At 39.8% G+C, this 21,963-nt stretch carries 15 protein-coding genes and 1 tRNA gene; 8 read left to right on the top strand and 8 right to left on the bottom strand.

Going from position 1 to position 21,963, the window contains the following annotated elements; genetic code table 11:
- Window positions 1-76: transfer RNA gene (locus AC1PJP_RS10590), tRNA-Phe, on the top strand.
- Window positions 77-248: 172 nt separating this feature from the next.
- Here AC1PJP_RS10590 and AC1PJP_RS10585 read toward each other — a convergent pair.
- From AC1PJP_RS10585 to ompR, 5 genes are all read right to left on the bottom strand, one after another.
- On the bottom strand, window positions 249-680 hold the full coding sequence (locus tag AC1PJP_RS10585) for a GNAT family acetyltransferase (RefSeq protein WP_004789884.1): 432 nt from the start codon (window positions 678-680) through the stop codon (window positions 249-251).
- 129 nt (window positions 681-809) lie between these two features.
- A complete protein-coding gene (locus AC1PJP_RS10580) occupies window positions 810-2,324 on the bottom strand; it encodes an acetyl-CoA hydrolase/transferase family protein (RefSeq protein ID WP_005300881.1) in 1,515 nt (504 codons plus the stop codon).
- A 35-nt stretch (window positions 2,325-2,359) separates the two neighbouring features.
- Window positions 2,360-2,488 carry a hypothetical protein gene (locus AC1PJP_RS10575; protein ID WP_081399242.1) on the bottom strand — a complete coding sequence of 43 codons (129 nt, stop codon included), beginning with the start codon at window positions 2,486-2,488 and terminating at the stop codon, window positions 2,360-2,362.
- A 27-nt stretch (window positions 2,489-2,515) separates the two neighbouring features.
- Complete coding sequence (locus AC1PJP_RS10570; protein ID WP_199945073.1) at window positions 2,516-3,973, bottom strand: ATP-binding protein; 1,458 nt, start codon at window positions 3,971-3,973, stop codon at window positions 2,516-2,518.
- 17 nt (window positions 3,974-3,990) lie between these two features.
- Window positions 3,991-4,755 carry an osmolarity response regulator transcription factor OmpR gene (gene ompR / locus AC1PJP_RS10565; RefSeq protein WP_000060753.1) on the bottom strand — a complete coding sequence of 255 codons (765 nt, stop codon included), beginning with the start codon at window positions 4,753-4,755 and terminating at the stop codon, window positions 3,991-3,993.
- Window positions 4,756-5,422: 667 nt separating this feature from the next.
- On the opposite strand from ompR, the gene AC1PJP_RS10560 reads away from it, so the two are divergent.
- The gene (locus tag AC1PJP_RS10560; RefSeq protein ID WP_111855107.1) at window positions 5,423-7,771 is read left to right on the top strand and encodes a Tex family protein; all 2,349 of its coding nucleotides are present in this window, start codon (window positions 5,423-5,425) and stop codon (window positions 7,769-7,771) included.
- A gap of 296 nt (window positions 7,772-8,067) precedes the next feature.
- Complete coding sequence (locus AC1PJP_RS10555; protein WP_479766942.1) at window positions 8,068-10,254, top strand: bifunctional SulP family inorganic anion transporter/carbonic anhydrase; 2,187 nt, start codon at window positions 8,068-8,070, stop codon at window positions 10,252-10,254.
- A gap of 67 nt (window positions 10,255-10,321) precedes the next feature.
- On the opposite strand, the gene AC1PJP_RS10550 is transcribed toward AC1PJP_RS10555, so the two are convergent.
- Both AC1PJP_RS10550 and AC1PJP_RS10545 read right to left on the bottom strand, forming a co-directional pair.
- Entirely contained in the window at window positions 10,322-11,212 is an 891-nt protein-coding gene (locus tag AC1PJP_RS10550; protein WP_479766941.1) for an SDR family NAD(P)-dependent oxidoreductase, read from the bottom strand.
- A 273-nt stretch (window positions 11,213-11,485) separates the two neighbouring features.
- On the bottom strand, window positions 11,486-12,763 hold the full coding sequence (locus tag AC1PJP_RS10545) for an O-acetylhomoserine aminocarboxypropyltransferase/cysteine synthase family protein (RefSeq protein WP_479766940.1): 1,278 nt from the start codon (window positions 12,761-12,763) through the stop codon (window positions 11,486-11,488).
- A 295-nt stretch (window positions 12,764-13,058) separates the two neighbouring features.
- Here AC1PJP_RS10545 and ettA point away from each other — a divergent pair, with 295 nt between their 5' ends.
- Window positions 13,059-14,720, top strand: coding sequence for an energy-dependent translational throttle protein EttA (gene ettA / locus AC1PJP_RS10540; RefSeq protein ID WP_005300902.1), 1,662 nt, complete (start codon window positions 13,059-13,061; stop codon window positions 14,718-14,720).
- Window positions 14,721-14,780: 60 nt separating this feature from the next.
- Here ettA and AC1PJP_RS10535 read toward each other — a convergent pair whose 3' ends face one another.
- Window positions 14,781-15,473: a YidX family protein gene (locus AC1PJP_RS10535; RefSeq protein WP_151988694.1), complete on the bottom strand. Its 693-nt coding sequence runs from the start codon at window positions 15,471-15,473 to the stop codon at window positions 14,781-14,783.
- Window positions 15,474-15,630: 157 nt separating this feature from the next.
- Here AC1PJP_RS10535 and AC1PJP_RS10530 point away from each other — a divergent pair, with 157 nt between their 5' ends.
- Genes AC1PJP_RS10530 through AC1PJP_RS10515 form a run of 4 tightly spaced genes read left to right on the top strand, consistent with a single transcriptional unit; the run spans window position 15,631 to window position 21,870 of the window.
- A complete protein-coding gene (locus AC1PJP_RS10530; RefSeq protein WP_215898316.1) occupies window positions 15,631-16,029 on the top strand; it encodes a cation efflux protein, CzcI-like in 399 nt (132 codons plus the stop codon).
- A 54-nt stretch (window positions 16,030-16,083) separates the two neighbouring features.
- The gene (locus AC1PJP_RS10525; protein WP_479766939.1) at window positions 16,084-17,499 is read left to right on the top strand and encodes a TolC family protein; all 1,416 of its coding nucleotides are present in this window, start codon (window positions 16,084-16,086) and stop codon (window positions 17,497-17,499) included.
- Window positions 17,500-17,501: 2 nt separating this feature from the next.
- Window positions 17,502-18,722, top strand: coding sequence for an efflux RND transporter periplasmic adaptor subunit (locus AC1PJP_RS10520; protein WP_479766938.1), 1,221 nt, complete (start codon window positions 17,502-17,504; stop codon window positions 18,720-18,722).
- Complete coding sequence (locus AC1PJP_RS10515) at window positions 18,712-21,870, top strand: efflux RND transporter permease subunit (RefSeq protein WP_479766937.1); 3,159 nt, start codon at window positions 18,712-18,714, stop codon at window positions 21,868-21,870. Before AC1PJP_RS10520 ends, AC1PJP_RS10515 begins: the two co-directional genes overlap by 11 nt.
- Window positions 21,871-21,963: the final 93 nt, after the last annotated feature.

Raw genomic sequence — 21,963 nt, 5'->3', positions numbered from 1 at the left:
GGCGTGATAGCTCAGTAGGTAGAGCAACGGATTGAAAATCCGTGTGTCCCCAGTTCGATCCTGGGTCTCGCCACCATATTCGAAAAAGCCTCATACATAACGTATGAGGCTTTTTTCATGCTTGTGATTTTATCTAAAGCATTATTTGTTTAACTGTGGGTAAAATGAGATTTATCCACAAGGACACTTACTTATCCCCAAACTCAGTTTATTTTCTGTGTTATGCCAAAATGATAATAAATAAGGCTCTAATCATGTGAACTATCGTTAATTAGACGTTTTCCTAAACATACCGCTTCTACTTCGTCATAGCCGAGTTGTTCATAAAAATTCAGTACATTCAAATTATCTTTACGCACCAATAATTGAAGTTTTGGGCAGCCTCGCGCAATCAGCCGCTTTTCAAGCTGCTGAACAAGGGCTGTAGCTATCCCTAAGCGTTGTTGGTGGGGGTGAACAGCCAAATAATTAATCCAGCCTCTATGGCCGTCATAGCCACCCATAAGCGTACCAATCAGTTGCTCATCTTTAATCGCAACTAGAAACAAATCATCTTGTTGTGAGACTTTTCTAAAAATATCCGTTTCAGGATTATTCCAAGGTCGAGTCAGGCCGCAGCTTTCCCATAAAATGACGACATCTTCCAGATCCGCATTTGTAAATTGACGAATGATAAACATATGGATTTCTACTTTTTGTTTTGATGTGCTCAAAAGATAAAATAAAAACTCGGGCTTGAGCAGTGTTTATTAATAATTTACACAAATAAAAAAGCACTCCCTTAGGAGTGCTTTAATTCAACCAGTTATTTAAGCTGATTTTGCAACTGGTGCTGCTTGAAGCATTTGACCAGTTTCTTCGAAGTTTGCATGCCAAGACAACGCTTCACGAAGTAAATGAGGAGTGTGTCCACCTTTAGCACATGCACGATCAAAGTAATCATTTAATGCATCACGATAAAGTGGGTGTACACAATTGTCGATAACAGCGCGAGCGCGTTCACGAGGCGCCAAACCGCGTAAGTCTGCTAAACCTTGTTCTGTCACTAAAATATCAACATCATGTTCACTGTGGTCAACATGGCTCACCATTGGCACGATAGAAGAGATATCGCCGCCTTTAGCAATTGATTTGGTCACAAAGATTGCTAAGTGAGCATTACGAGCGAAGTCACCAGAACCGCCAATACCGTTCATCATTTTTGTGCCACATACGTGAGTTGAGTTCACGTTGCCGTAAATATCAAACTCAAGCGCAGTGTTAATGCCGATAATACCTAAACGGCGAACCAGTTCAGGGTGGTTAGAAATTTCTTGTGGACGAAGTACTAATTTGTCTTTGTAAGCTTCGATATTGCCAAAAACTTTCTCGCCACATTTTGCAGAAAGTGTAATTGAGCTACCAGAAGCAAATTTCATTTTGCCTGCATCAATGAGTTCAAAAGTACAGTCTTGTAATACTTCTGAGTACATGATGAGGTCTTCAAAGTCAGAATCTTTTAAGCCAGTTAATACCGCATTTGCAATAGAACCGATACCCGCTTGTAATGGACCAAGGCTCTTTGGTAGGCGACCTGCCGCAACTTCTTTATTAAAGAAAGCAATAAGATGGTTTGCAATGCCTTGAGTTTCATCATCTGGCGGAGTTACCGTTGATGGTGAATCGTGAGTATCGTTAAATACAATACCGACAATCTTTGCAGGATCGATTTGGATTGCTGTTGTACCAATACGCTCATCCACTTTTGTTAATGGAATTGGAGTACGTGTTGGACGATAAGTCGGAATATAGATGTCGTGTAAACCTTCAAAGCTTTCGCTTAAAGATGTGTTGATTTCAACAATAACTTTCTCGGCAAAAATAGCAAAACTTGCAGAGTTACCTACAGAAGTTGTTGGGATAATGCCGCCATCTTCAGTAATTGCAATTGCTTCAATTACCGCAACATCAGGGCGTTTAAGTTGTTGGTTACGCATTTGTTCAACAGTTTCAGACAAATGTTGATCAATAAACATAACTTCGCCATTGTTAATGGCACGACGTAAAGTGTTGTCCACTTGGAATGGCATACGACGAGATAAAACACCTGCTTCCGTGAGTTGTTTGTCTAAGTCATTACCTAAGCTAGCACCCGTAATTAACGTGATTTTTAACGGATTTTTCTTTGCAAGTTCTACAAGTGCTTGTGGAACAGCTTTAGCTTCACCAGCACGAGTAAAACCACTCATACCTACAGTCATTCCATCTTCGATGAATTGCGCAGCTTGTTCAGCACTGATGACCTTGTCATGAAGAGAAGCTAGGCGAATACGACTTAAAGACATTGGACATCCTCAGAATTGTCAAAACATACGGGATTTTAGCTATGAAAAATTGAAAAGTGCATAGGTGTTAGGCTAAGGTCTAATTTTGTAAATAAATGGTGGTATAAATTATATTTATGGTTTTTATTTAATTGATTTTTATCGCTTTTATTTGTCTTTAAAATGAGGCTTTTAATAACCAACTGGTTAAATTAAAAGCGCTCACTCAAAGTTTGTTTTATTTTTTCTAATGGATTGATCGAGCTATTTTCTTCAGGGACTGATTTTGGGATCGGTAAAGAAATAATAACTTCTAAACCGCCTTGTTCACGGTTGTGAATTTGAATTTCACCATGATGAATATCGACAATACGTTTGACAATAGCCAATCCAAGTCCACTCCCTTGGATCGTTCTTGCGGCGTCTCCTCGGACAAAGGGTTGCATTAATTCTTCAATTTGATCTGGTGGAATACCTTCACCATGATCGGCAACAGTAATTAAAATATGTTCATTTTCAACTTTTGCACTGAGATCTATAGGTTCAGCACCATAGCGTTTTGCATTATTAATCAGGTTCGCAATAAGTCGTTTTAAAGAAAGGCTACGTGCCGGAATAATAGGCACATCCTGCATCTCGAATTGAATATCAAGTGGCTTAAATTGCACAACAAGTTCTTGCAAAAGTATATTGATATTGGTGTCTTTCAACTCTTCGTCTGAACCATCACGCATATACGAAATGAACTGATTAAGAATCGCGTCCATATCATCTACGTCATAGACTAGTCCTTCACGTAAGAACTCGTCAGGTAACATTTCTGCTGTTAAACGAATGCGTGTTAAAGGAGTTCGCAAATCATGTGAGATACCAGCCAACATAATACGTCGTTCACGCTCGGTTTGATCAAGCGTATAGACCATGCGGTTAAAGGCTTGGTTCACCTGTCGAATTTCTAATGGACCATGATTGGTATCTAGGTAAGGTGCTGTTCCTGATTTACTATATTCATTGGCAGCATTTTGCAAACGACGCAAAGGGCGGTTCATTTGTCTGACTAGAATCAAAATAATGATAGCTGACAGTAGAGGAACACCAACGACCCAACCAATTAATAGCTCAGGGCTGTAGTTTGCATAGGTTTTTAAAGGTTCACGAACCCAGTTCCCATGCATTTCAGGTGTTTGAATCCAAATACGTGGGCTAGGCTTAAACTGGAAGTAAACCGTAACATCCTTAGCCCCAATCTCATTTGCCAGTTTTTGTTCGATTTGATTAGTAAAAAACTCAGCAATTACTTTATCGCGGACACTTGGATATTCTTTGGGATTGGTAATGTATTCAATTCCAACACGATTACGTAACCACTCATCAACATCGACTTCATTTTCGCGATGAAAAATTCGTATATCTGGATTGTTGACGAGCTCGAGTTCAACTGCAAGATAACGCGCGTGTTGTTGAATTTCAGGTAAGTAAAGAGTGCGCCAAAAGAACCATAACGACATAAATAAGCTAAAAAACACCACCAGCAGTACCAGAATAGTGGTACGCATGGCAGCAGAGCGTGGCTTAATTTTGTCGAGAAAACGTTCCCACCGAGTTCGTTTCCGTTCTGAGTAGGTAGCGTAATCAGTAAAGTTTTGTGGCGCGATTGGATCTAAACTCACTCTATCTTATCTCAAACTTATTCCGCACCATCTGGAACAAATACATAACCCACGCCCCATACCGTTTGAATATAACGTGCACGTGCAGGATTATCTTCAATTAAACGACGTAGGCGAGAGACTTGAACATCAATTGAACGTTCCATTGCACCCCATTCACGGCCACGAGCTAAATTCATGAGTTTGTCGCGCGTTAATGGTTCACGTGGGTGCTGTACCAATGCTTTTAATACTGCAAATTCACCAGTCGTTAAGGTAACGATTTGTCCTTCGCGTGTTAGTGTGCGGGTAGACAAGTCTAGAGACCATGGACCAAAGCTTACAACTTCAACTTGTTGGCTTGGAGCACCAGGAACTTCACGAACTTGGCGACGCAATACAGCACGGATACGGGCTAAAAGTTCATTTGGATTAAATGGCTTTGGCAAGTAATCGTCTGCACCAGCTTCAAGACCTGCAATACGGTCTGAATCGCTACCGCGCGCTGTTAGCATGATGATTGGTGTATCAATATTTGATTGGCGTAAACGACGGCAAATACTCAAACCATCTTCAACTGGCAACATAAAGTCGAGTACGATAAGTGAAAATAACTCACGTTGTAATAGACGGTCCATTTGCGAAGCATCGTGGGCAGTTTTTACAACAAAGCCTTTATCTTCCAAAAAACGTTGCAAGAGGGTACGTAAACGCACATCGTCATCGACCACTAAAATACGTTCGACACGATCCGTTTCGTTGTGTACGGTTTCAGGATGTTCAGCAGGTACAACTAAACTCATGATGTACTCCCTTTAAAGTCATAATTTATATATTATTGGGTCGGTGAGGCTTATTGCCAACAAGCCCTCAGTATAATGCTGATGTTCTTGTTAAGACTATGTATCAATTTGCTCAAAATTACAATTTTCAAGGTAGTTTGAAACCAAAAAACAACATCTTAAGCTCATAATTTAGCAAAGACTGATCTAAAAAAACAAATAGTTAAATCTTTGATAATTTTTTAATAATTAAATATTAATAACTAATTGTTTCAAATAAGTTATTTCAGATTAGCTCACTTGTTTCTTTTAATTTTTTAATTGTTGAAATAAGCAAATAGCTGGGTTCGATAAAAAGTTAGACGAATAAAACCTTGTTGAATCTCTATATTTTTATCTTTTGAGGAGTGTACCAATATGTTCATTTTCTCATAAATTATAATAAAATTTTGTCAGATTCATGACAGTAAGTCCTACGTTTATATTTTATAAAGATTAAAAGACAGAGCTCAGTCTCAACTTTTTCATAGTTGAACTCCTGTTTTTATGTGCTCTAGTAGTCGTAAAAAGTATAAATATTCAGAGTCAATACAAAAAAACGTTTTGAATACGCAAACAAGTGTGGATTTTATGGGCTTGGTCTTTATAATCAGTGCTTTTAAACTTTATCCTTGTGGGATCAAACACGATGACTGACTTAGTTCAGCAGTTGGCAAGTGAGCTTGCCGTACGTCCAAACCAAGTAGAAGCTGCCATCCGCTTAATTGATGAAGGTGCCAGTGTTCCATTTATTGCCCGTTACCGTAAAGAAGTAACACAAGGTTTAGATGATACGCAGTTACGCCAATTAGATACTCGTTTAGCGTATTTACGTGATTTATATGAGCGCCGTGAAAAGGTTATTCAGTCATTGCAAGAACAGAATAAATTGAGTGATGACTTGTTGGCGCGGGTGAATGCAGCCGAAACAAAAAATGCTTTAGAAGAAATTTATGCACCGTATCGCCCTAAGCGTACAAGTAAGTCTTTTAAAGCAAAAGAAGCAGGTTTAGGACCAATTGCTGAAAAAATTATTGCAGAACAAGTTGACCCGACAGAAGCATTGGCTGGTTTTAGTCATGAAGACTATCCAGACGTTGAGAGTCAGTTAGATGCGATTCAGCATATTCTGATTGATGACTGGGCACAAAATATTTCACTTACTACAGAATTAAAAACAACTTTTGCAAAAACTGCGGTTTTAAAAAGTGCGGTTGCATCTGAAGAAAAGAAAGAAGTTGGTAAAAAATTCCGTGATTACTTTGAATTCTCTGAAGGTCTAAACAAATTACCTTCACATCGTTTATTAGCGATGTTACGTGGTCGTCAAGAAAACGTATTGGGTTTGAAAGTAGATGGTGAAGATGATGCGCCATTGGCACGTATTGAAACTGAATACAACCTTGAGCAAATTCAACCTCAAGCACGTCAGGATTTCTTAAAGCAAACTGCAAAATTATTCTGGTTAGGCAAGATTCGTCCTCAAATCGAACATTCATTGCTAACAGAAAAACGCCTTACTGCTGAAGCAGAAGCAATGCAGGTATTTGCTGAAAATCTTCGTCATTTATTATTGTCAGCGCCAGCAGGTAGTCGTACGACTTTGGGTGTTGACCCTGGTATTCGTACAGGTGTGAAATTAGCAGTGATCAGCGATGCAGGTGATGTACTTGCTCACAGCACGATTTATCCATTTGCACCTAAAGAAGATAAAGAAGGTTCAATTGCTGAACTTGCACGTCTATGCCGTGAATATAATGTAGAGCTGATTGCAATTGGTAATGGTACAGCTAGCCGTGAAACAGAAGCTGTTGTTGCTGAAATGATGGCTGCGAATACTGATCTGAATTTAACACGAATCACTGTAAGTGAAGCGGGTGCATCAGTTTACTCGGCAAGTGAACTTGCATCGGCAGAGCTTCCAGAGCTTGACGTTTCAATTCGTGGTGCAGTTTCTATTGCTCGCCGTTTACAAGATCCACTTGCTGAACTTGTTAAGATTGATCCGAAGTCAATTGGTGTGGGTCAATATCAACACGATGTGAACCAGACTGGTTTGGCAAAAACCCTTGATGCAGTGGTAGAAGACTGTGTGAATGCTGTAGGCGTTGATGTAAATACCGCCTCACCAGCAATCTTGGCTTATATTGCTGGTTTAAACAAAGCAATTGCTCAACAGATTGTTGAATACCGCAAAGAACATGGCCGTTTTGACAACCGTCAAGCGTTGAAAAGCGTACCGCGCTTAGGTGATCGTACTTTTGAACAAGCAGCTGGTTTCTTACGTATTCAAAATGGTTCTGAACCTTTAGATGCTTCTTCAGTTCACCCTGAAAGTTATGGTCTTGTTGAGAAAATTGTTGCAGCAAAAGCAACAACTGTTAAAGACATCATCGGTAATACTGAAATCATTCGCCAAGTAAAAGCTGATGAATTTGTTGATGACAAATTTGGTTTACCAACAATTCAAGACGTTTTAGCTGAACTTGAAAAACCAGGTCGTGACCCACGTCCAGAGTTCCGTACTGCTAAATTCCGTGAAGATATTACTGAAGTTGGTCAATTGACAGAAGGTATGCAACTTGAAGGTGTGATCACGAATGTCACAAACTTTGGTGCCTTTGTTGATATTGGTGTACATCAGGATGGTTTAGTTCATATTTCTGAACTTGCAAATGAGTTTGTATCTGATCCACATAAAGTTGTAAAACCGGGTCAGATTGTACAAGTACGTGTTATGCAGGTTGATGTTGAACGTAACCGCGTGAACTTAAGTATGCGTGCTGAAGGTTCTGCACCTGTAAAAGCTCAGCGTCCACCACGCCGTGAGCAAAATACGGAACAACGTTTTGAGCGTAAACCTCAAGGTAAACGTCCTCAACCGCGTAAAGATCAAGCTGAACGTCCTCAGCGCGCCAAGCAAGAGAAACCTCAAGAACAAAAAATTGGTGGTTTAGGTGCATTGTTGCTACAAGCAGGGATTAAAGGCTCTAAATAAGCGTCTTTAATTAATAAAAAGGCCTCCAATCGGGGGCTTTTTTATTGGCGAAGTATTATTTTTAATAGGGGTTAAAGAGCAATTCAGGAAAAAATCGCAGTCGTAAAGATGAGGTGAATCTTAAGATCAACAAATCGTTGTTAAATACACAATTAAATATACAACGTTATAGCATAACTAAACTTTAATGATATTCAGTTGTTCGACATTATCAACCGAGCCTTGAAGCATTTACTCACTTTCAGGCTGTAATAGTACAACTTTGCTTATTTCTTTTTATTATAAATGGTTGTTTTATGTCGGTTTTAAACCTGAAAAATAGATTTCATTTAAAAGACCTCTTATCTGGAGTCGTCGTATTCCTTGTGGCATTACCGCTGTGCTTGGGTATCGCTTTAGCCTCAGGTGCTCCCATCATCTCAGGTATTATTGCAGGTATTGTAGGCGGCATTATCGTAGGTTTGCTAAGTGGTTCCCACATTAGCGTTGCAGGCCCAGCGGCAGGGCTGACTGCCGTCATTCTTGTACAGTTAGAACAACTAGGCGGCAATTATGCCGCCTTTTTATTATGTATTATTTTTGCTGGTGTCCTGCAAATTCTATTTGGATTATTCAAGTTAGGTTTTTTTGCCAACTTTATTCCAAATAATGTCATTTTAGGATTGCTAGCCGCTATTGGTGTCATACTGATTGCGACACAATTGCCTTATCTGTTTGGACTTTCTGATTTTTCATTGAAACAGGTTTGGACATCGACTCCGGATGCATTTCTGCAGCGTTTTGATGGCGGAGCTGCACTTATTGGTTTGCTCAGTTTATTCTTAATTTTAGCGTGGGATAGTAGCCCACTCAAAAAATTAGCTTTACCTTCGGCATTGATTGCGGTTGTGCTTGCAGCAGTTTTAAATTTTGTTTTAGTGAGTATTGGCTCTCAATGGGCAGTGCAAATTGATAACCTCATTCAGTTACCGAATATCTTACAAGCACCTGAAGATGTATTAATTTTTCCTGATTTTAGCTATTTAGCTGAGCCTATGATTTACACAGGGGCAATTACTCTGGCTGTCGTGGCATCTTTAGAAACATTATTGAATCTAGAAGCGGCAGACAAAATTGATCCTCAAAAACGCTCTTCTCCTCCTAACCGTGAACTCTGGGCACAAGGTACAGGTAACATCATTTCTGGCTTAATTGGTGGAATGCCGGTGACTTCAGTGATTGTACGTAGTTCGGTAAATGCGAATACAGGCGCGCGTAGCAAATGCTCTACCATTATTCATGGCGTATTGTTGCTACTAGCGGTTTTGTTCTTCGTGCCATTAATGAACATGATTCCTTTGTCTGCATTGGCTGCGATCTTAATCGTGACAGGCTTTAAGCTGACCCATCCAAAACTCTTTAAGCAGCTTTATCAAAAAGGTTGGAAACAGTTTTTACCTTTTATTATTACTTTGGTTGCAATTTTACTGACCGATCTTTTAATGGGAATTTTAATTGGTCTGTTCGCCAGTAGTGCTTTTATTCTCTATGGTAACTTTAATAAAGGTATTCGTGTTTATAGAGAGAAGCGCTTGCATGGCGTAGTGACTCGCATTGAACTTCCATCACAAGTGACCTTTCTTAATCGTTCTGCGCTTATTTCTGCATTGGAACATGTGCATAAACATCAGCAACTCATTATTGACGCGACTCAATGTGATTCGATCGATCCTGATATCTATCAAGTTATTCAAGATTATCAAAGTGAAACGGCCATTAAACGTCAGGTAAATCTTAAACTGGTCGGGTTCAAACAGCACTATCAAGACGTTGATGATGCAGTACTTGATATTGATATTAGTACACATGATTTGCAACAAAAGCTGAGTCCTCAACAGGTCGTCAACTTACTTAAAGAAGGGAACGAACGTTTTGTAAAAAATGAACGTCTACAACGAGATATTTATCGACAAATTCGTGTTACTGCAGATGAGGGGCAGCATCCGATTGCGGCAGTCCTTGGTTGTATGGATTCACGCGCACCTACCGAAATGATTTTTGATGTGGGTATTGGTGATCTTTTTAGCTTACGAATTGCAGGTAATATTGCTGGGCAAAAAGTGTTGGGTTCACTTGAGTTTGCTTGTCAGGCTAAAGGCTCTAAAGTAATTGTTGTTTTGGGACATACCGATTGCGGTGCTGTGACGAGTGCATGTCAATTACGTCTAGAACAAAAGCAGGTGTCTGATGTAAAGGAAATGCCCCACATTCAATATGTGCTTGGGCCATTAATGCATTCGGTTGATAGCGTATACGACATTATGCAGCCCCGTGAATTAGGTAATGCTTTTATTAGCCAAGTAACCGCAATGAATGTCCACTACAATATCCAGTACATTATTAATAACAGCAGTGTGCTCAAAGATATGGTTGAGCGAGGTGACATTGTAGTTGTGGGTGCAATTTACGATGTAAAAACAGGGGATGTTCAATTTCTTGATTGATCAGTTCTTTAATTAAAAAAAGCGCCTTATTTAAGGCGCTTTTTTTAATTATGATATCAACTCAAAATTACCAGTGTTCGCCTGGGAATATTCGTGCATATGCTTTTTGTGCCCAGTTTAATTTCTCGGTTTTTTCACCTTTTGCTGCATCTGAACTTGGGAATAAACGGAAACCAATCGACATAAATATATTGTTGATGCCCGGTGCAACCGAATATGTCATTGAAGCTAAGCGGCCTAAGTTAGTTGCCATACGTTTTGGACGTTTCACAATTGCATAAGCAATTAAGTCTGCAGCCTGCTCAGGTGAAAGTGTTGGTACATATTTATAAATTTTAGTCGGTGCAATCATTGGGGTACGAACCAATGGCATATAGATTGAAGTAATTGCGATTTTATGGGCATGAACTTCGGCTGATAGACAACGGCTAAATGCATCAAGCGCTGCTTTAGATGCAACATAAGCAGAAAAGCGAGTCGCATTTGCTAACACACCAATCGAGCTAATATTAATGATTTGCCCGTCTTTACGCTGAATCATATGTGGCAAGATATTGAGAACTAGACGAACTGCGCCAAAATAATTTAATTGCATCGTGCGTTCAAAGTCATGAAAACGATCATAAGACTCATGTACGGCACGGCGAATAGAGCGGCCTGCGTTATTAATTAAAATATCAATGTGATCAACGGTCGCTAAAATTTCTTTAGATACTTGATCAATCATGTCCATATCGTTGAGATCACACGGGAAAATTGATGCCTTACCGCCACGACTTTCAATATCTGCTTTCACTTCTTCCAAAGTTTCTTGAGTACGGGCAACCAGTAAAACATGGGCACCAGCATCAGCAAGCTTATTTGAAATCGTTAATCCGATTCCACTTGAGGCGCCTGTCACTAAAATGACTTTATCTTGTACCTTTTCCTGGAACAGAGCTTCTAATTTTTTATTCACAGCATTTTACCTAAGTAGGGGCAGGGACTATTTATTCCGGTATGTAATTTTTATTTTTTACAACCGTAGGTTCATCCAAATGAACTCATAAATATTGTCCTTATCTTAATAGATGTTTAAAAATTGTCTAGTCTGTAAATATATGAAATTTAACAATTTATTTAGAGTAAAAACTCTAAAATACGATCTTAATCTATTAATTATTTTAGTTGTATAATAAATGAAAAATAAAAAAAGCCTCTATTTCCAGAGGCTTGTTGAATAGTTTAAAAGTTATACAGCTGAAAGTGCTTGGTCTAAATCGGCAATTAAGTCATCAATATGCTCAATTCCAATTGAAAGACGTACCATATCTTCGCTTACACCAGCAGATTTAAGTTCTTGTTCATTAAGCTGGCGATGGGTCGTCGTTGCAGGATGACATGCCAAACTTTTTGCATCGCCAATATTTACGAGACGAGTAAATAATTGAAGAGCATCGATGAACCGAGTACCGCCTTCGAGACCATCTTGTACGCCGAAAGATAAAATTGCAGAAGGTTTACCTTTTACATATTTTTGAGCAAGTTGGTGCTGTGGATGGTCTGTTAAACCTGCGTAGTTGACCCATTTTACTTTCGGATGGTTTTGCAAATATTCCGCAATTTTCTGAGCATTTTCAGTATGACGTTCAATGCGTAAGTTTAGAGTTTCGAGACCCTGTAAAATTAAAAAAACACTGAGCGGGCTAATAGCTGCGCCTGTATTGCGTAATGGCACAACGCGAGCTCGTGCTATATAGGCAGCCTCACCTAAAGCTTCGACATAATTAACCCCGTGATAGCTTGGGTCTGGTGTATTCAAAACTTTAAAACGTTCTGGATATTTACCCCAAGGGAATTTACCGCTATCTACAATTGCTCCACCAATGCTATTGCCGTGTCCACCGATATATTTAGTAAGTGAATGAATGACGATATCGGCACCATATTCAAATGGTTTTAATAAAGCAGGGGTGGCAACGGTGTTATCGACAATGACGGGTACACCATATTCATGTGCGATTTTTGAAATTTCTTCTAAATCGATGATATTTCCGAGCGGGTTACCAATTGACTCAACAAAAACAAGTTTAGTTTTATCATCAATTAAATTACGTAAGCTTTCAGGGTTTTGATAATCAAAAAAGCGAACTTCAATGCCTTGTTTGGGTAAGGTATGGGCAAATAGATTATACGTTCCGCCATACAAGGTTGAGACGGAAGCAATATTGTCTCCAGCTTCGGTAATCGTCTGAATTGAGTAAGTAATTGCTGCCATTCCAGAAGCTAGAGCTAAAGCACCAATCCCACCTTCGAGTGCAGCAAGGCGTTGCTCAAGTACAGCAGTGGTCGGGTTCATAATACGGGTATAAATATTACCCTGAACTTTTAAATCAAAAAGATCGGCACCGTGTTGTGTGTTATCAAATGCATAAGAAGTGGTTTGATAAATAGGGACTGCAACAGCTTTTGTGGTTGCTTCTGGTGAATAACCAGCATGGATTGCTAAGGTTTCATCTTTATAAGTCATGATTACTTCATCTTCGTGAGTTAAATATTGAGCGAGTCTAGCCTAAAATTCATATTGAAAATTGCAGAAATTCTGGTTTGTTTTCTAATTTTAGGAATAAAGATAGAAAAATATACGCTGAAACGCTGTATAAATCTTATACATAAACATTTTGCAACTTATTGAAAAAGAAAATTGTTTGATAAATCCGTACGATGGAAATCATAACTTCAAGTCAATGAGGTTTTCAGCGTATAATACGCGCGATTATTTATCGCTTATGCGATGTATTGGTTTTTCAATTGAGGAGTCCTGCGTGGCCCAATATATTTATACGATGAACCGAGTGTCTAAAATGGTTCCGCCAAAGCGCGAAATCTTAAAAGACATCTCTTTATCATTTTTCCCGGGTGCCAAAATTGGTGTACTCGGTTTGAACGGTGCAGGTAAATCTACCCTGCTTCGTATTATGGCTGGCGTAGATAAAGATTTCTCTGGTGAAGCTCGTGCACAACCTGGAATTAAAATCGGCTATTTAGAGCAAGAACCACCGCTAGATCCGACAAAAGACGTTCGTGGTAACGTTGAAGATGGCGTGCGTGAAGCTTTAGATGCATTAGAGCGTCTTGATCAGGTTTTTGCAGAATATGCAGACCCAGATGCAGATTTTGATGCACTTGCAAAAGAGCAGGAAAAATTAGAATCAATTATCCATGCTTGGGATGCACACAACCTAAACAACCAGCTTGAAATTGCTGCGGATGCTTTAAATCTTCCAGCTTGGGATGCAGACGTAACATTACTTTCTGGTGGTGAGCGTCGTCGTGTTGCACTTTGCCGTTTATTGCTTTCGAAACCAGATATGTTACTTCTGGACGAACCGACGAACCATTTAGATGCAGAATCTGTAACTTGGTTAGAACGTTTCTTGAAAGATTTCCCGGGCACTATCGTTGCCATTACGCATGACCGTTATTTCTTGGATAACGTGGCTGAGTGGATTCTTGAACTTGACCGTGGTATGGGTATTCCTTATCAAGGAAACTATTCTTCTTGGTTAGAACAAAAGAATGCGCGTTTAGAACAAGAGCAGAAACAAGAAGAATCTTTTGCTAAAGCATTGAAAAAGGAACTTGAATGGGTTCGTTCAAATGCGAAAGGTCAGCAAAAGAAAAACAAAGCACGTATGGAACGTTTTGAAGAGCTTAACTCTAAAGAATTCCAACAACGTAATGAAACGTCTGAAATCTATATTCCACCTGGCCCGCGTTTGGGTAATAAAGTTGTGGAAGTTGAAGGTATCAGTAAATCATTCGATGGCCGCTTGTTGTACGAAAACTTAACGTTTACCGTACCTCCAACAGCGATTGTTGGTATCGTTGGTCCAAACGGTGCGGGTAAAACGACTTTATTCCGTATGATGACTGGTGAACAGCAACCTGATACAGGTACTGTGACCTTAGGTGAGTCAGTTAAAGTGGCTTATGTTGGTCAGATTCGTGACACTCTAGATAATAATAAAACTGTTTGGGAAGAAGTTTCTGGCGGTTTAGATATCTTAAAAATTGGTGATTACGAAATCGCGTCACGTGCTTACATTGGCCGTTTTAACTTTAAAGGTCAAGATCAGCAAAAACGTGTAGGTGAATTATCTGGTGGTGAACGTAACCGTTTACAACTTGCGAAGATCTTGCAGATGGGTGCAAACGTGATCTTACTGGATGAGCCATCGAACGATTTGGATATTGAAACTTTACGTGCGCTTGAGGATGCAATTCTTGTATTCCCAGGTACGGTAATGGTGGTATCGCATGACCGTTGGTTCCTTGACCGTATTGCGACACATATCTTGTCATTTGAAAATGAACAGCCAGAATTCTACGCAGGTAACTATGCAGAATACGAAGCATATCGTCAGTCACGTTTAGGTGACGACGCTGTTCAAAAACGTACGAAATACAAAAAAATTAGCGGTTAATCTCTGCTAATTGAAAAAACCAGCCTAAGGGCTGGTTTTTTGTTTTAAGAGTGAAAGATCTTACTTATTAAAGTCACCATGTAAATCTGACCATATTAATGATGGAGCTACCGTAATCACATCAAAGGTCATTGCTAAAGGATATAACGCCATACGTGTTACACGTTTAAACGGATGTTTCTTGGTTATTTCATCTTTTTGCTGTAAAGCGACTGGGTAGGGGGCTGCGAGTTGCTGTTTAATCTTTTGATTCTCTGCTTTTTGGTAAATCTTTCCTTTAAAGCGGATGATGGTGAAGGGATAAAAAACTTGTTGTTGATTTTTCATTGCCATGAATTGATTTTTAAAACCTAAGGTCTTTAAAAGTTCCTTTTGCTTTTCATCCATTTTGGACGTAGGGATATTATAACGAATCGTTATTTCTCCATGGAAATGGGTGGAATCATCCATCTCAAGTACAAGAGGTGATGGAGTCTTTATTGTTCTCTGCTCTGCTGGAATACTTTTGATAATATTTAAAAGATTTGAGCTCCCCTCAGTCATTAAATAATTATAATCTTGACCGATAAATACAAAGCCTTGTTCTTGATCATTTTTAACTGCTTGACCTAATGCAATAATTTGATCGGTTTTTAAAGTGGTTGTTTTAATTTCAGTTGTTTCATTTGGTAAAGCGGTGGACAATATATTAGTCGCACAGCCCGTTAAGCCCAGACAAATTGTTAATATAGATGCAGAAAAAAGCTTGTACATAATGATTACTCAAAAGAAATTATTTTTGTCTCGTATAGAGTGAGATAAGTTCTAAATAAAAAAACGGAGATTTATGAATCGAGGTTTTGTAATTTTATTACATGCCTAGAGCCTGTTATAGTGCCTTTGTTCAACTTTTTAGTTTAATGGTGTGCTTTTGCCACGTTCCGCAATTTTTATGTCCGTCTTGTTTAGTTTGCTCATATTCCAGAGTTTATGGAATGTAGCTGCTGCATTTTGTGCGCATGAAAATCAGGAAAAAGCATTGCATCATTTCGGGCATCACGCAGCTTTAGATGTATATCAACCTTCACATCAAGCTCATACTGAACAGAAAGATGCCGGAAATATTTCTCATAAAGCACCTTTAAATTTGCAAGATCATCATGATCATTTGCCTTCATGTTTTCATGTGGTGATGACTGAAGTTGCAAAGCAAGCTGAAACACCTGTAGTGCATGTGCAGGAACTCTCACAAATTTATCACTGGTCTAATTCTTACCAGTCGCCCCATCTTACTGCTTTAAAACCTCCTCCTGTTTTAACCCCGCTATAGGTGGGGTAGCCAAAACAAGCCCACCGCATCTCTTATTTATTGCGGGGCAAAAACATGTCTTCTATTTTTTCAACTCGAGTGAGTTCTACTTCTCACTTAGAGAGTAACGTTAAGATAACGTTAAAAAAGGTTTTAACAATCTCAAGCCTATCTGTTGCGATGCTATTGGCTGGACAAGTAACGATGGCTCAGTCTGAGATTCAACAAGAACGTTATATTCAAAAAGCAGCGTTTACTTTTGACCAAGCTTTAGAGCAGGTACAAAAATATCAAAGTCAGCAAGGTGTTTGGCAAGCACAGCAGCAAATGGCTGAGGCCAATTTAAAACAAAGTCGTTTATGGGCCAACCCAAGTCTTTCCATTGAACAAACTGGCTTCCAAAGTGATCAAGAAAAAGAACTCGCGATAGGTATTTCTCAGCCTTTAGATATTTTTGGACAACGTAAGGCTGCGCAAAACTTAGCAAAAGTGGAAATATCAAAAATTGATTTGGCTGAGCAGCGTTATCAAGCTGAACTTGGATTAATCGTTAAATATTTCTGGTCACAAGTGGCTTTGTTTGAGCTTGAAAAGTCTCTTATTGCAGAGCAGCTAGAAGTCAGTCAAGAAAATTTGTTGGCATCGGAAAAGCGTTATCAAGCAGGAAGTATTGCGCAAGTTGATGTAGACCGAGTGCGGATGTCTCACTTGGAAAATCAGCGTTTATACCAACAAGTTGATTTAAAACTTCAAGTTGCGAAACAACAATTGGTGAACTTATGGGGAGGTGGTTCAAGTCAGTTTCAGCTATTCCAAAGTCCAAATCAGTTATGGGTATTGGCCGCGAATCTAGAACCAAGCCAAGATGCGCAAAATAATTTATTAGAGCGTTCTTTCCAGCTAGATGCTCTTGCGCAGCAAGCCAATATTCAACAGCTTAAAGCAAAAGCAAGACCGCAACCTACTGTAACTTTGGGTGTTAATAACACTCGTTCTCCAGAACAGAGTACAGATAACCAAATTCGTTTAGGTGTGGAAATTCCTTTAAATCTTTTTAATCGCCAGCAATACGGAATCAAGATTGCTCAGGCCAAACAAGAGCTATCTCAACGTCAGCAAAGCTTTTATCGACAGCAAAATCAGGTTGATATTGAAACCCTAATATCAGAGTTAAAAGGTTTACGCTTCCAGTTTAAACAACTGAATGATCAGCAAGTTCCTCTTGCTATTCAAGTTCAGCAAAAAACATTGCAAGGTTTCCGTTTGGGTAAATTCGCCGTTACCGATGTTCAGCAAGCCACCATGCAATTGCAAGACGTGCGCTTACGTAAAGTCGAGCTATTAAAACAAGCTTGGCAAAATTCAATTGAAATTCAAAGTTTAAGTCTTGGGTTAGAACCAGAACAGATCATGGCGAAAGATGCCTTAATGCAACTCAATCAACGTGCTTGGCAACAAAGTCAAACATTCCCAACTCAGGCAGGAGAATAATAATGTCGACAAATTTAAAGAAAAATTCTCAATGGCTCTGGGTCGGGGTGATTGCTGCAATCACTGCACTATTAATTGGTTTACTGGTTTTAAATTCAAAAAATAAATCTAATTCTTCCGAAGCATCGGAAGGTCACGGGCATGCTGAAGAAGAGGGTGAAGAACACCATGAAGAAGGTGAAAAACCACTGCTACTCACTGCCCAGCAAATGCAGGAACAAAATTTAAAAATTGAACAAGCTGAACTAGGTGAAGTTCCTCAACTTCAAACTTATCCAGCAAAACTGGTTGTGAATACAGACCGACAAGCCCATGTCTCACCAAGTTTTAGTGGTCGTGTCGAAGCGGTATATGTTGAATTGGGGCAACAGGTTAAAAAAGGGCAGGCTCTCGCAAGCTTATTGGTTCCAGATTTAGTCGATCAACAAGCAAATTTGCAAATTGCCCAGTCTAATCTTGATTTAGCGCGTCAAGACTATGAACGTGAGCGTAGCTTATGGTCTCAAGGAATTTCTGCCAAACAAGATTATCAACGAGCTTATAACGCTTACCAGCAGGCCCAAATTCAAGTGAAAGCAGCTCGTTCGCGCTTAAGTGCTTTCGGGGCGGGTTCGGGCTCAGGAGGACGCTATACCTTAACAGCGCCAATTGCTGGGATGGTGAGTAATAAAGATATTGTGGTAGGTGAAAACGTACAGCTAGCAGACCAGCTTTTTATTATTAATCAGCTTGATCAGTTGTGGCTGGAGTTTATTTTACCAAGCACCGCAAATCTGAATTTACAGCCAAATCAGCAGATTGAATTTAAATCTTTACAAACAGGGAATGCATTTAACGCTCAAGTTCAAAGTTTAACAACTGAAGCCGATGCTCAAACGGGGCGTTTACAAGTACGTGCCAAGGTCTTGGCAAATAGTAGTGAATTGCGTCCAAACTTGATGGTTAATGTTGAGCTGAATTCTTCAGGCACAACGCAAAAAGTGACCCGTGTAAAAGCTCAGGCGATTCAACAAGTCGAAGGTAAAGACGTTATCTTTATCCCAAAAATGGTGAAAACAGGCTTTGAATTTGAACCTGTCACTGTGCAGTTGGGGCAACGTTCTAAAGATGGTCAGTGGGTCGAAGTTGTAAAAGGTATTAATCCAAGCCAGCGCTATGTGGCAGAAGGTAGCTTCTTGCTGAAATCCGAACTGGAAAAGGGAGAGGCGGAGCATGGACATTAATAAACCTGAGCTACCCAAACCAGAAGGACTGTTTGATAGAGTTATTCAGTTTGCTATTCAAAATGCCATTTGGGTTATGTTATTTGTACTGACTTGGATTGGAGTTGGGATCTGGAGTTATCAAAAGCTTCCTATTGATGCAGTTCCAGATATTACTAATACGCAAGTCCAGATTAATACCCAAGCCAATGGTTATACCGCTTTAGAGGTTGAACAGCGGATTACCTATCCTATTGAAAATGCGATGGCTGGAATTCCAAATCTGGAACAAACCCGCTCTATTTCACGTTATGGGCTTTCTCAAGTCACCATCATTTTTAAAGATGGAACCGATATTTATTGGGCAAGACAACTGATTAACCAGCGTTTACAAGAGGCGGATGGGCAACTGCCTGAATCAGTCGATCCAGTCATGTCTCCTGTTTCTACAGGTTTAGGTGAAATTTACCAATGGGTCGTAAAAGCAAAATCTGGTGCTAAAAAAGCAGATGGCACGGCCTATACAGCCATGGATTTACGTGAAATTCAGGACTGGATTGTACGTCCTCAATTGCAGCGTGTGAAAGGCGTAGCCGAAATTAACAGTATTGGTGGCTACAATAAAACTTATATTGTGTCGCCTGATTTAAAACGTTTGCAGCAGCTTCAGATTTCAATCAATGAATTTCAAACTGCTCTGCAAGAAAATAATGAAAATCGCGGTGCCGGCTTTATTGAAGAAAATGGAGAGCAACTCACTGTTCGTGTGCCGGGCATGTTAAGTAGTGTTGAAGATATTCAAAACATTACTGTGAGCACCAAAAATGGTTTACCAATTCGCGTGGCCGATGTAGCAAATGTTTCTATTGGGCATGATTTAAGAACAGGAGCTGCAACTTACAATGGTGAGGAAACCGTTCTTGGCATTGCCATGATGATGATGGGCGAAAATAGCCGTACCGTTGCTCAGGCGGTTGATACCAAAATTAAGGAAATTCAGCCTACATTACCTAAAGGTGTGGAAATCGAAACGGTTTATGACCGAACAAGTTTAGTAAACAAAGCAATTGCAACCGTACAGAAGAACCTTGTTGAAGGTGCAATTCTGGTTATTGTGATTTTGTTTATTTTCCTAGGAAATTTTCGAGCTGCTTTAATCACAGCCTGTGTTATTCCACTTTCGATGTTATTTACCCTTACAGGTATGGCTGAACAAAACATTAGTGCCAACCTCATGAGCTTAGGAGCACTTGATTTTGGGATTATTGTAGATGGTGCAGTTGTTATTGTAGAAAACTGTATTCGACGTCTAGCAGAAGCACAGCATGCTTTACATCGACCTCTTACACGGGCTGAGCGATTCAAAGAAGTATTCCTTGCAGCAAAACAGGCCCGTCGACCTCTTATTTTTGGGCAAATCATTATTTTGGTGGTCTATTTACCTATTTTTGCTTTATCTGGTGTTGAAGCCAAAATGTTCCATCCAATGGCAATGACTGTGGTGATGGCATTATTGGGTGCCATGATTCTTTCTGTGACATTTGTACCTGCCGCAGTTGCTCTTTTTGTTACAGGTGAAGTGAAAGAAAAAGAAACACGTTGGATGTTGCTTTTAAAGCAGAAATACCGAGATGTCCTCGATCAGGCTTATCAGCTTAAGATAGTGGTTGTTAGTTTTGCATTAAGTATTTTAGTGCTCACAGGCGTGTTAGCTACCCAAATGGGCAGTGAATTTGCTCCACAACTCAGCGAAGGTGATTTTGCCTTACAGCAAATGCGTTCACCGAGTACTGGGCTCGAGCAATCACTGCGAATGCAGGAAAATACTGAAAAACTCATTTTGAAAAACTTTCCCGAGGTAAAAGCTGTTTTTGCTCGAACAGGAACGGCTGAGGTTGCAACGGATGTGATGCCGCCAAATATCTCTGATGCAGTTATTTTACTTAAACCGCATGATCAATGGCCAAACTCTAAAGAGACGCTGGCTGAGCTGCGTTCACGTATGGAAGCTTTTTTAGCGACATTACCAGGTAATAACAGTGAGTTCTCTCAACCGATCGAGCTGCGCTTTAATGAGCTAATTTCAGGGATCCGGAGTGATATTGGTGTCAAGGTTTTTGGCGATGATATGCAAGTACTCAATGAGCAGGCTCAAGCACTCGCTCAGAAAGTACAAAAAATTTCAGGTGCTACCGCGGTTAAGGTAGAACAAACGAGCGGTTTACCGGTGCTGAGTGTTGAAATTAACCGACCTCTGGCTGCGCAATACGGACTATCTGCAAAAGCCATTCAAGATATTGTGGCGGCAAGTGTCGGTGGACAAAATGTTGGGCAAATTTTACAAGGCGATAGACGATTCGATTTTGAAATTCGCTTAGAAGACCAGCAGCGTACCATCCAAAACTTAGCTCAACTTCCGATTCAGCTACCAAATGGTGGACTGATCCAGCTTCAAGATGTCGCTAAAGTTGAACGTACATCAGGTTTAAATCAGGTGGGACGTGAAAATGGTAAGCGCCGTGTCATTATTACTGCAAATGTAGAAGGCCGTGACTTAGGATCATTTGTTCAAGAGTTAAGAACAACACTCGCAAAAGAACAACTGCCAGCGGGTTATTGGTTGGAATATGGCGGTCAGTTTGAAAATCTAGCGTCAGCTGCTGCCCGAATGAAAATTGTTGTTCCATTGGCGCTTGCTATGATTTTCATTCTACTTATGGCTGTATTCCATAATGTTAAAGAAAGCCTGTTGGTCTTTAGTGGTGTGCCATTTGCTTTGTCAGGTGGTCTTATTGCTCTGTGGCTAAGAGATATTCCGCTTTCCATGTCGGCTGGTGTTGGGTTTATTGCTTTGTCGGGTGTCGCTGTTTTGAATGGTCTGGTGATGCTGAGCTTTATTAAAGAGCTTAGAGAAAAATTTGATATTCAAACTGCAACATGGAATGGAGCGATCTTGCGTTTAAGACCTGTACTCATGACGGCTTGTGTCGCGTCACTAGGTTTTATTCCAATGGCTTTAGCAACTGGAACTGGTGCAGAAGTACAGCGACCTTTGGCAACTGTAGTAATCGGTGGCATTATTTCATCTACGATATTAACGCTGGTTTTATTACCAGTTATTTATCGATGGATGAATGAAGGCAAGACGAAAAGTGTTGAACATTCATAATGTCATCGATTTGAGATATCTTTTTTGATGATAGAGTCAATTCAAAAGAGTGTTTGAAAGAGTTAAAGGTAATGGTGTCTTCATTGTTACTTT

The organism is Acinetobacter sp. V116_7, assembly GCF_056735735.1.
Note: the sequence above shows the minus strand (reverse complement) of the source record. Positions and strands in the feature narration are given on the sequence as shown.

Bases quoted from the DNA above. Each gene is read 5' to 3' on its own strand.
- AC1PJP_RS10585 (WP_004789884.1), bottom strand. From the start codon at position 680: ATGTTTATCATTCGTCAATTTACAAATGCGGATCTGGAAGATGTCGTC.
- AC1PJP_RS10580 (WP_005300881.1), bottom strand. From the start codon at position 2,324: ATGTCTTTAAGTCGTATTCGCCTAGCTTCTCTTCATGACAAGGTCATC.
- ompR (WP_000060753.1), bottom strand. From the start codon at position 4,755: ATGAGTTTAGTTGTACCTGCTGAACATCCTGAAACCGTACACAACGAA.
- AC1PJP_RS10560 (WP_111855107.1), top strand. From the start codon at position 5,423: ATGACTGACTTAGTTCAGCAGTTGGCAAGTGAGCTTGCCGTACGTCCA.
- AC1PJP_RS10555 (WP_479766942.1), top strand. From the start codon at position 8,068: ATGTCGGTTTTAAACCTGAAAAATAGATTTCATTTAAAAGACCTCTTA.
- AC1PJP_RS10545 (WP_479766940.1), bottom strand. From the start codon at position 12,763: ATGACTTATAAAGATGAAACCTTAGCAATCCATGCTGGTTATTCACCA.
- AC1PJP_RS10535 (WP_151988694.1), bottom strand. From the start codon at position 15,473: ATGTACAAGCTTTTTTCTGCATCTATATTAACAATTTGTCTGGGCTTA.
- AC1PJP_RS10525 (WP_479766939.1), top strand. From the start codon at position 16,084: ATGTCTTCTATTTTTTCAACTCGAGTGAGTTCTACTTCTCACTTAGAG.
- AC1PJP_RS10520 (WP_479766938.1), top strand. From the start codon at position 17,502: ATGTCGACAAATTTAAAGAAAAATTCTCAATGGCTCTGGGTCGGGGTG.
- AC1PJP_RS10515 (WP_479766937.1), top strand. From the start codon at position 18,712: ATGGACATTAATAAACCTGAGCTACCCAAACCAGAAGGACTGTTTGAT.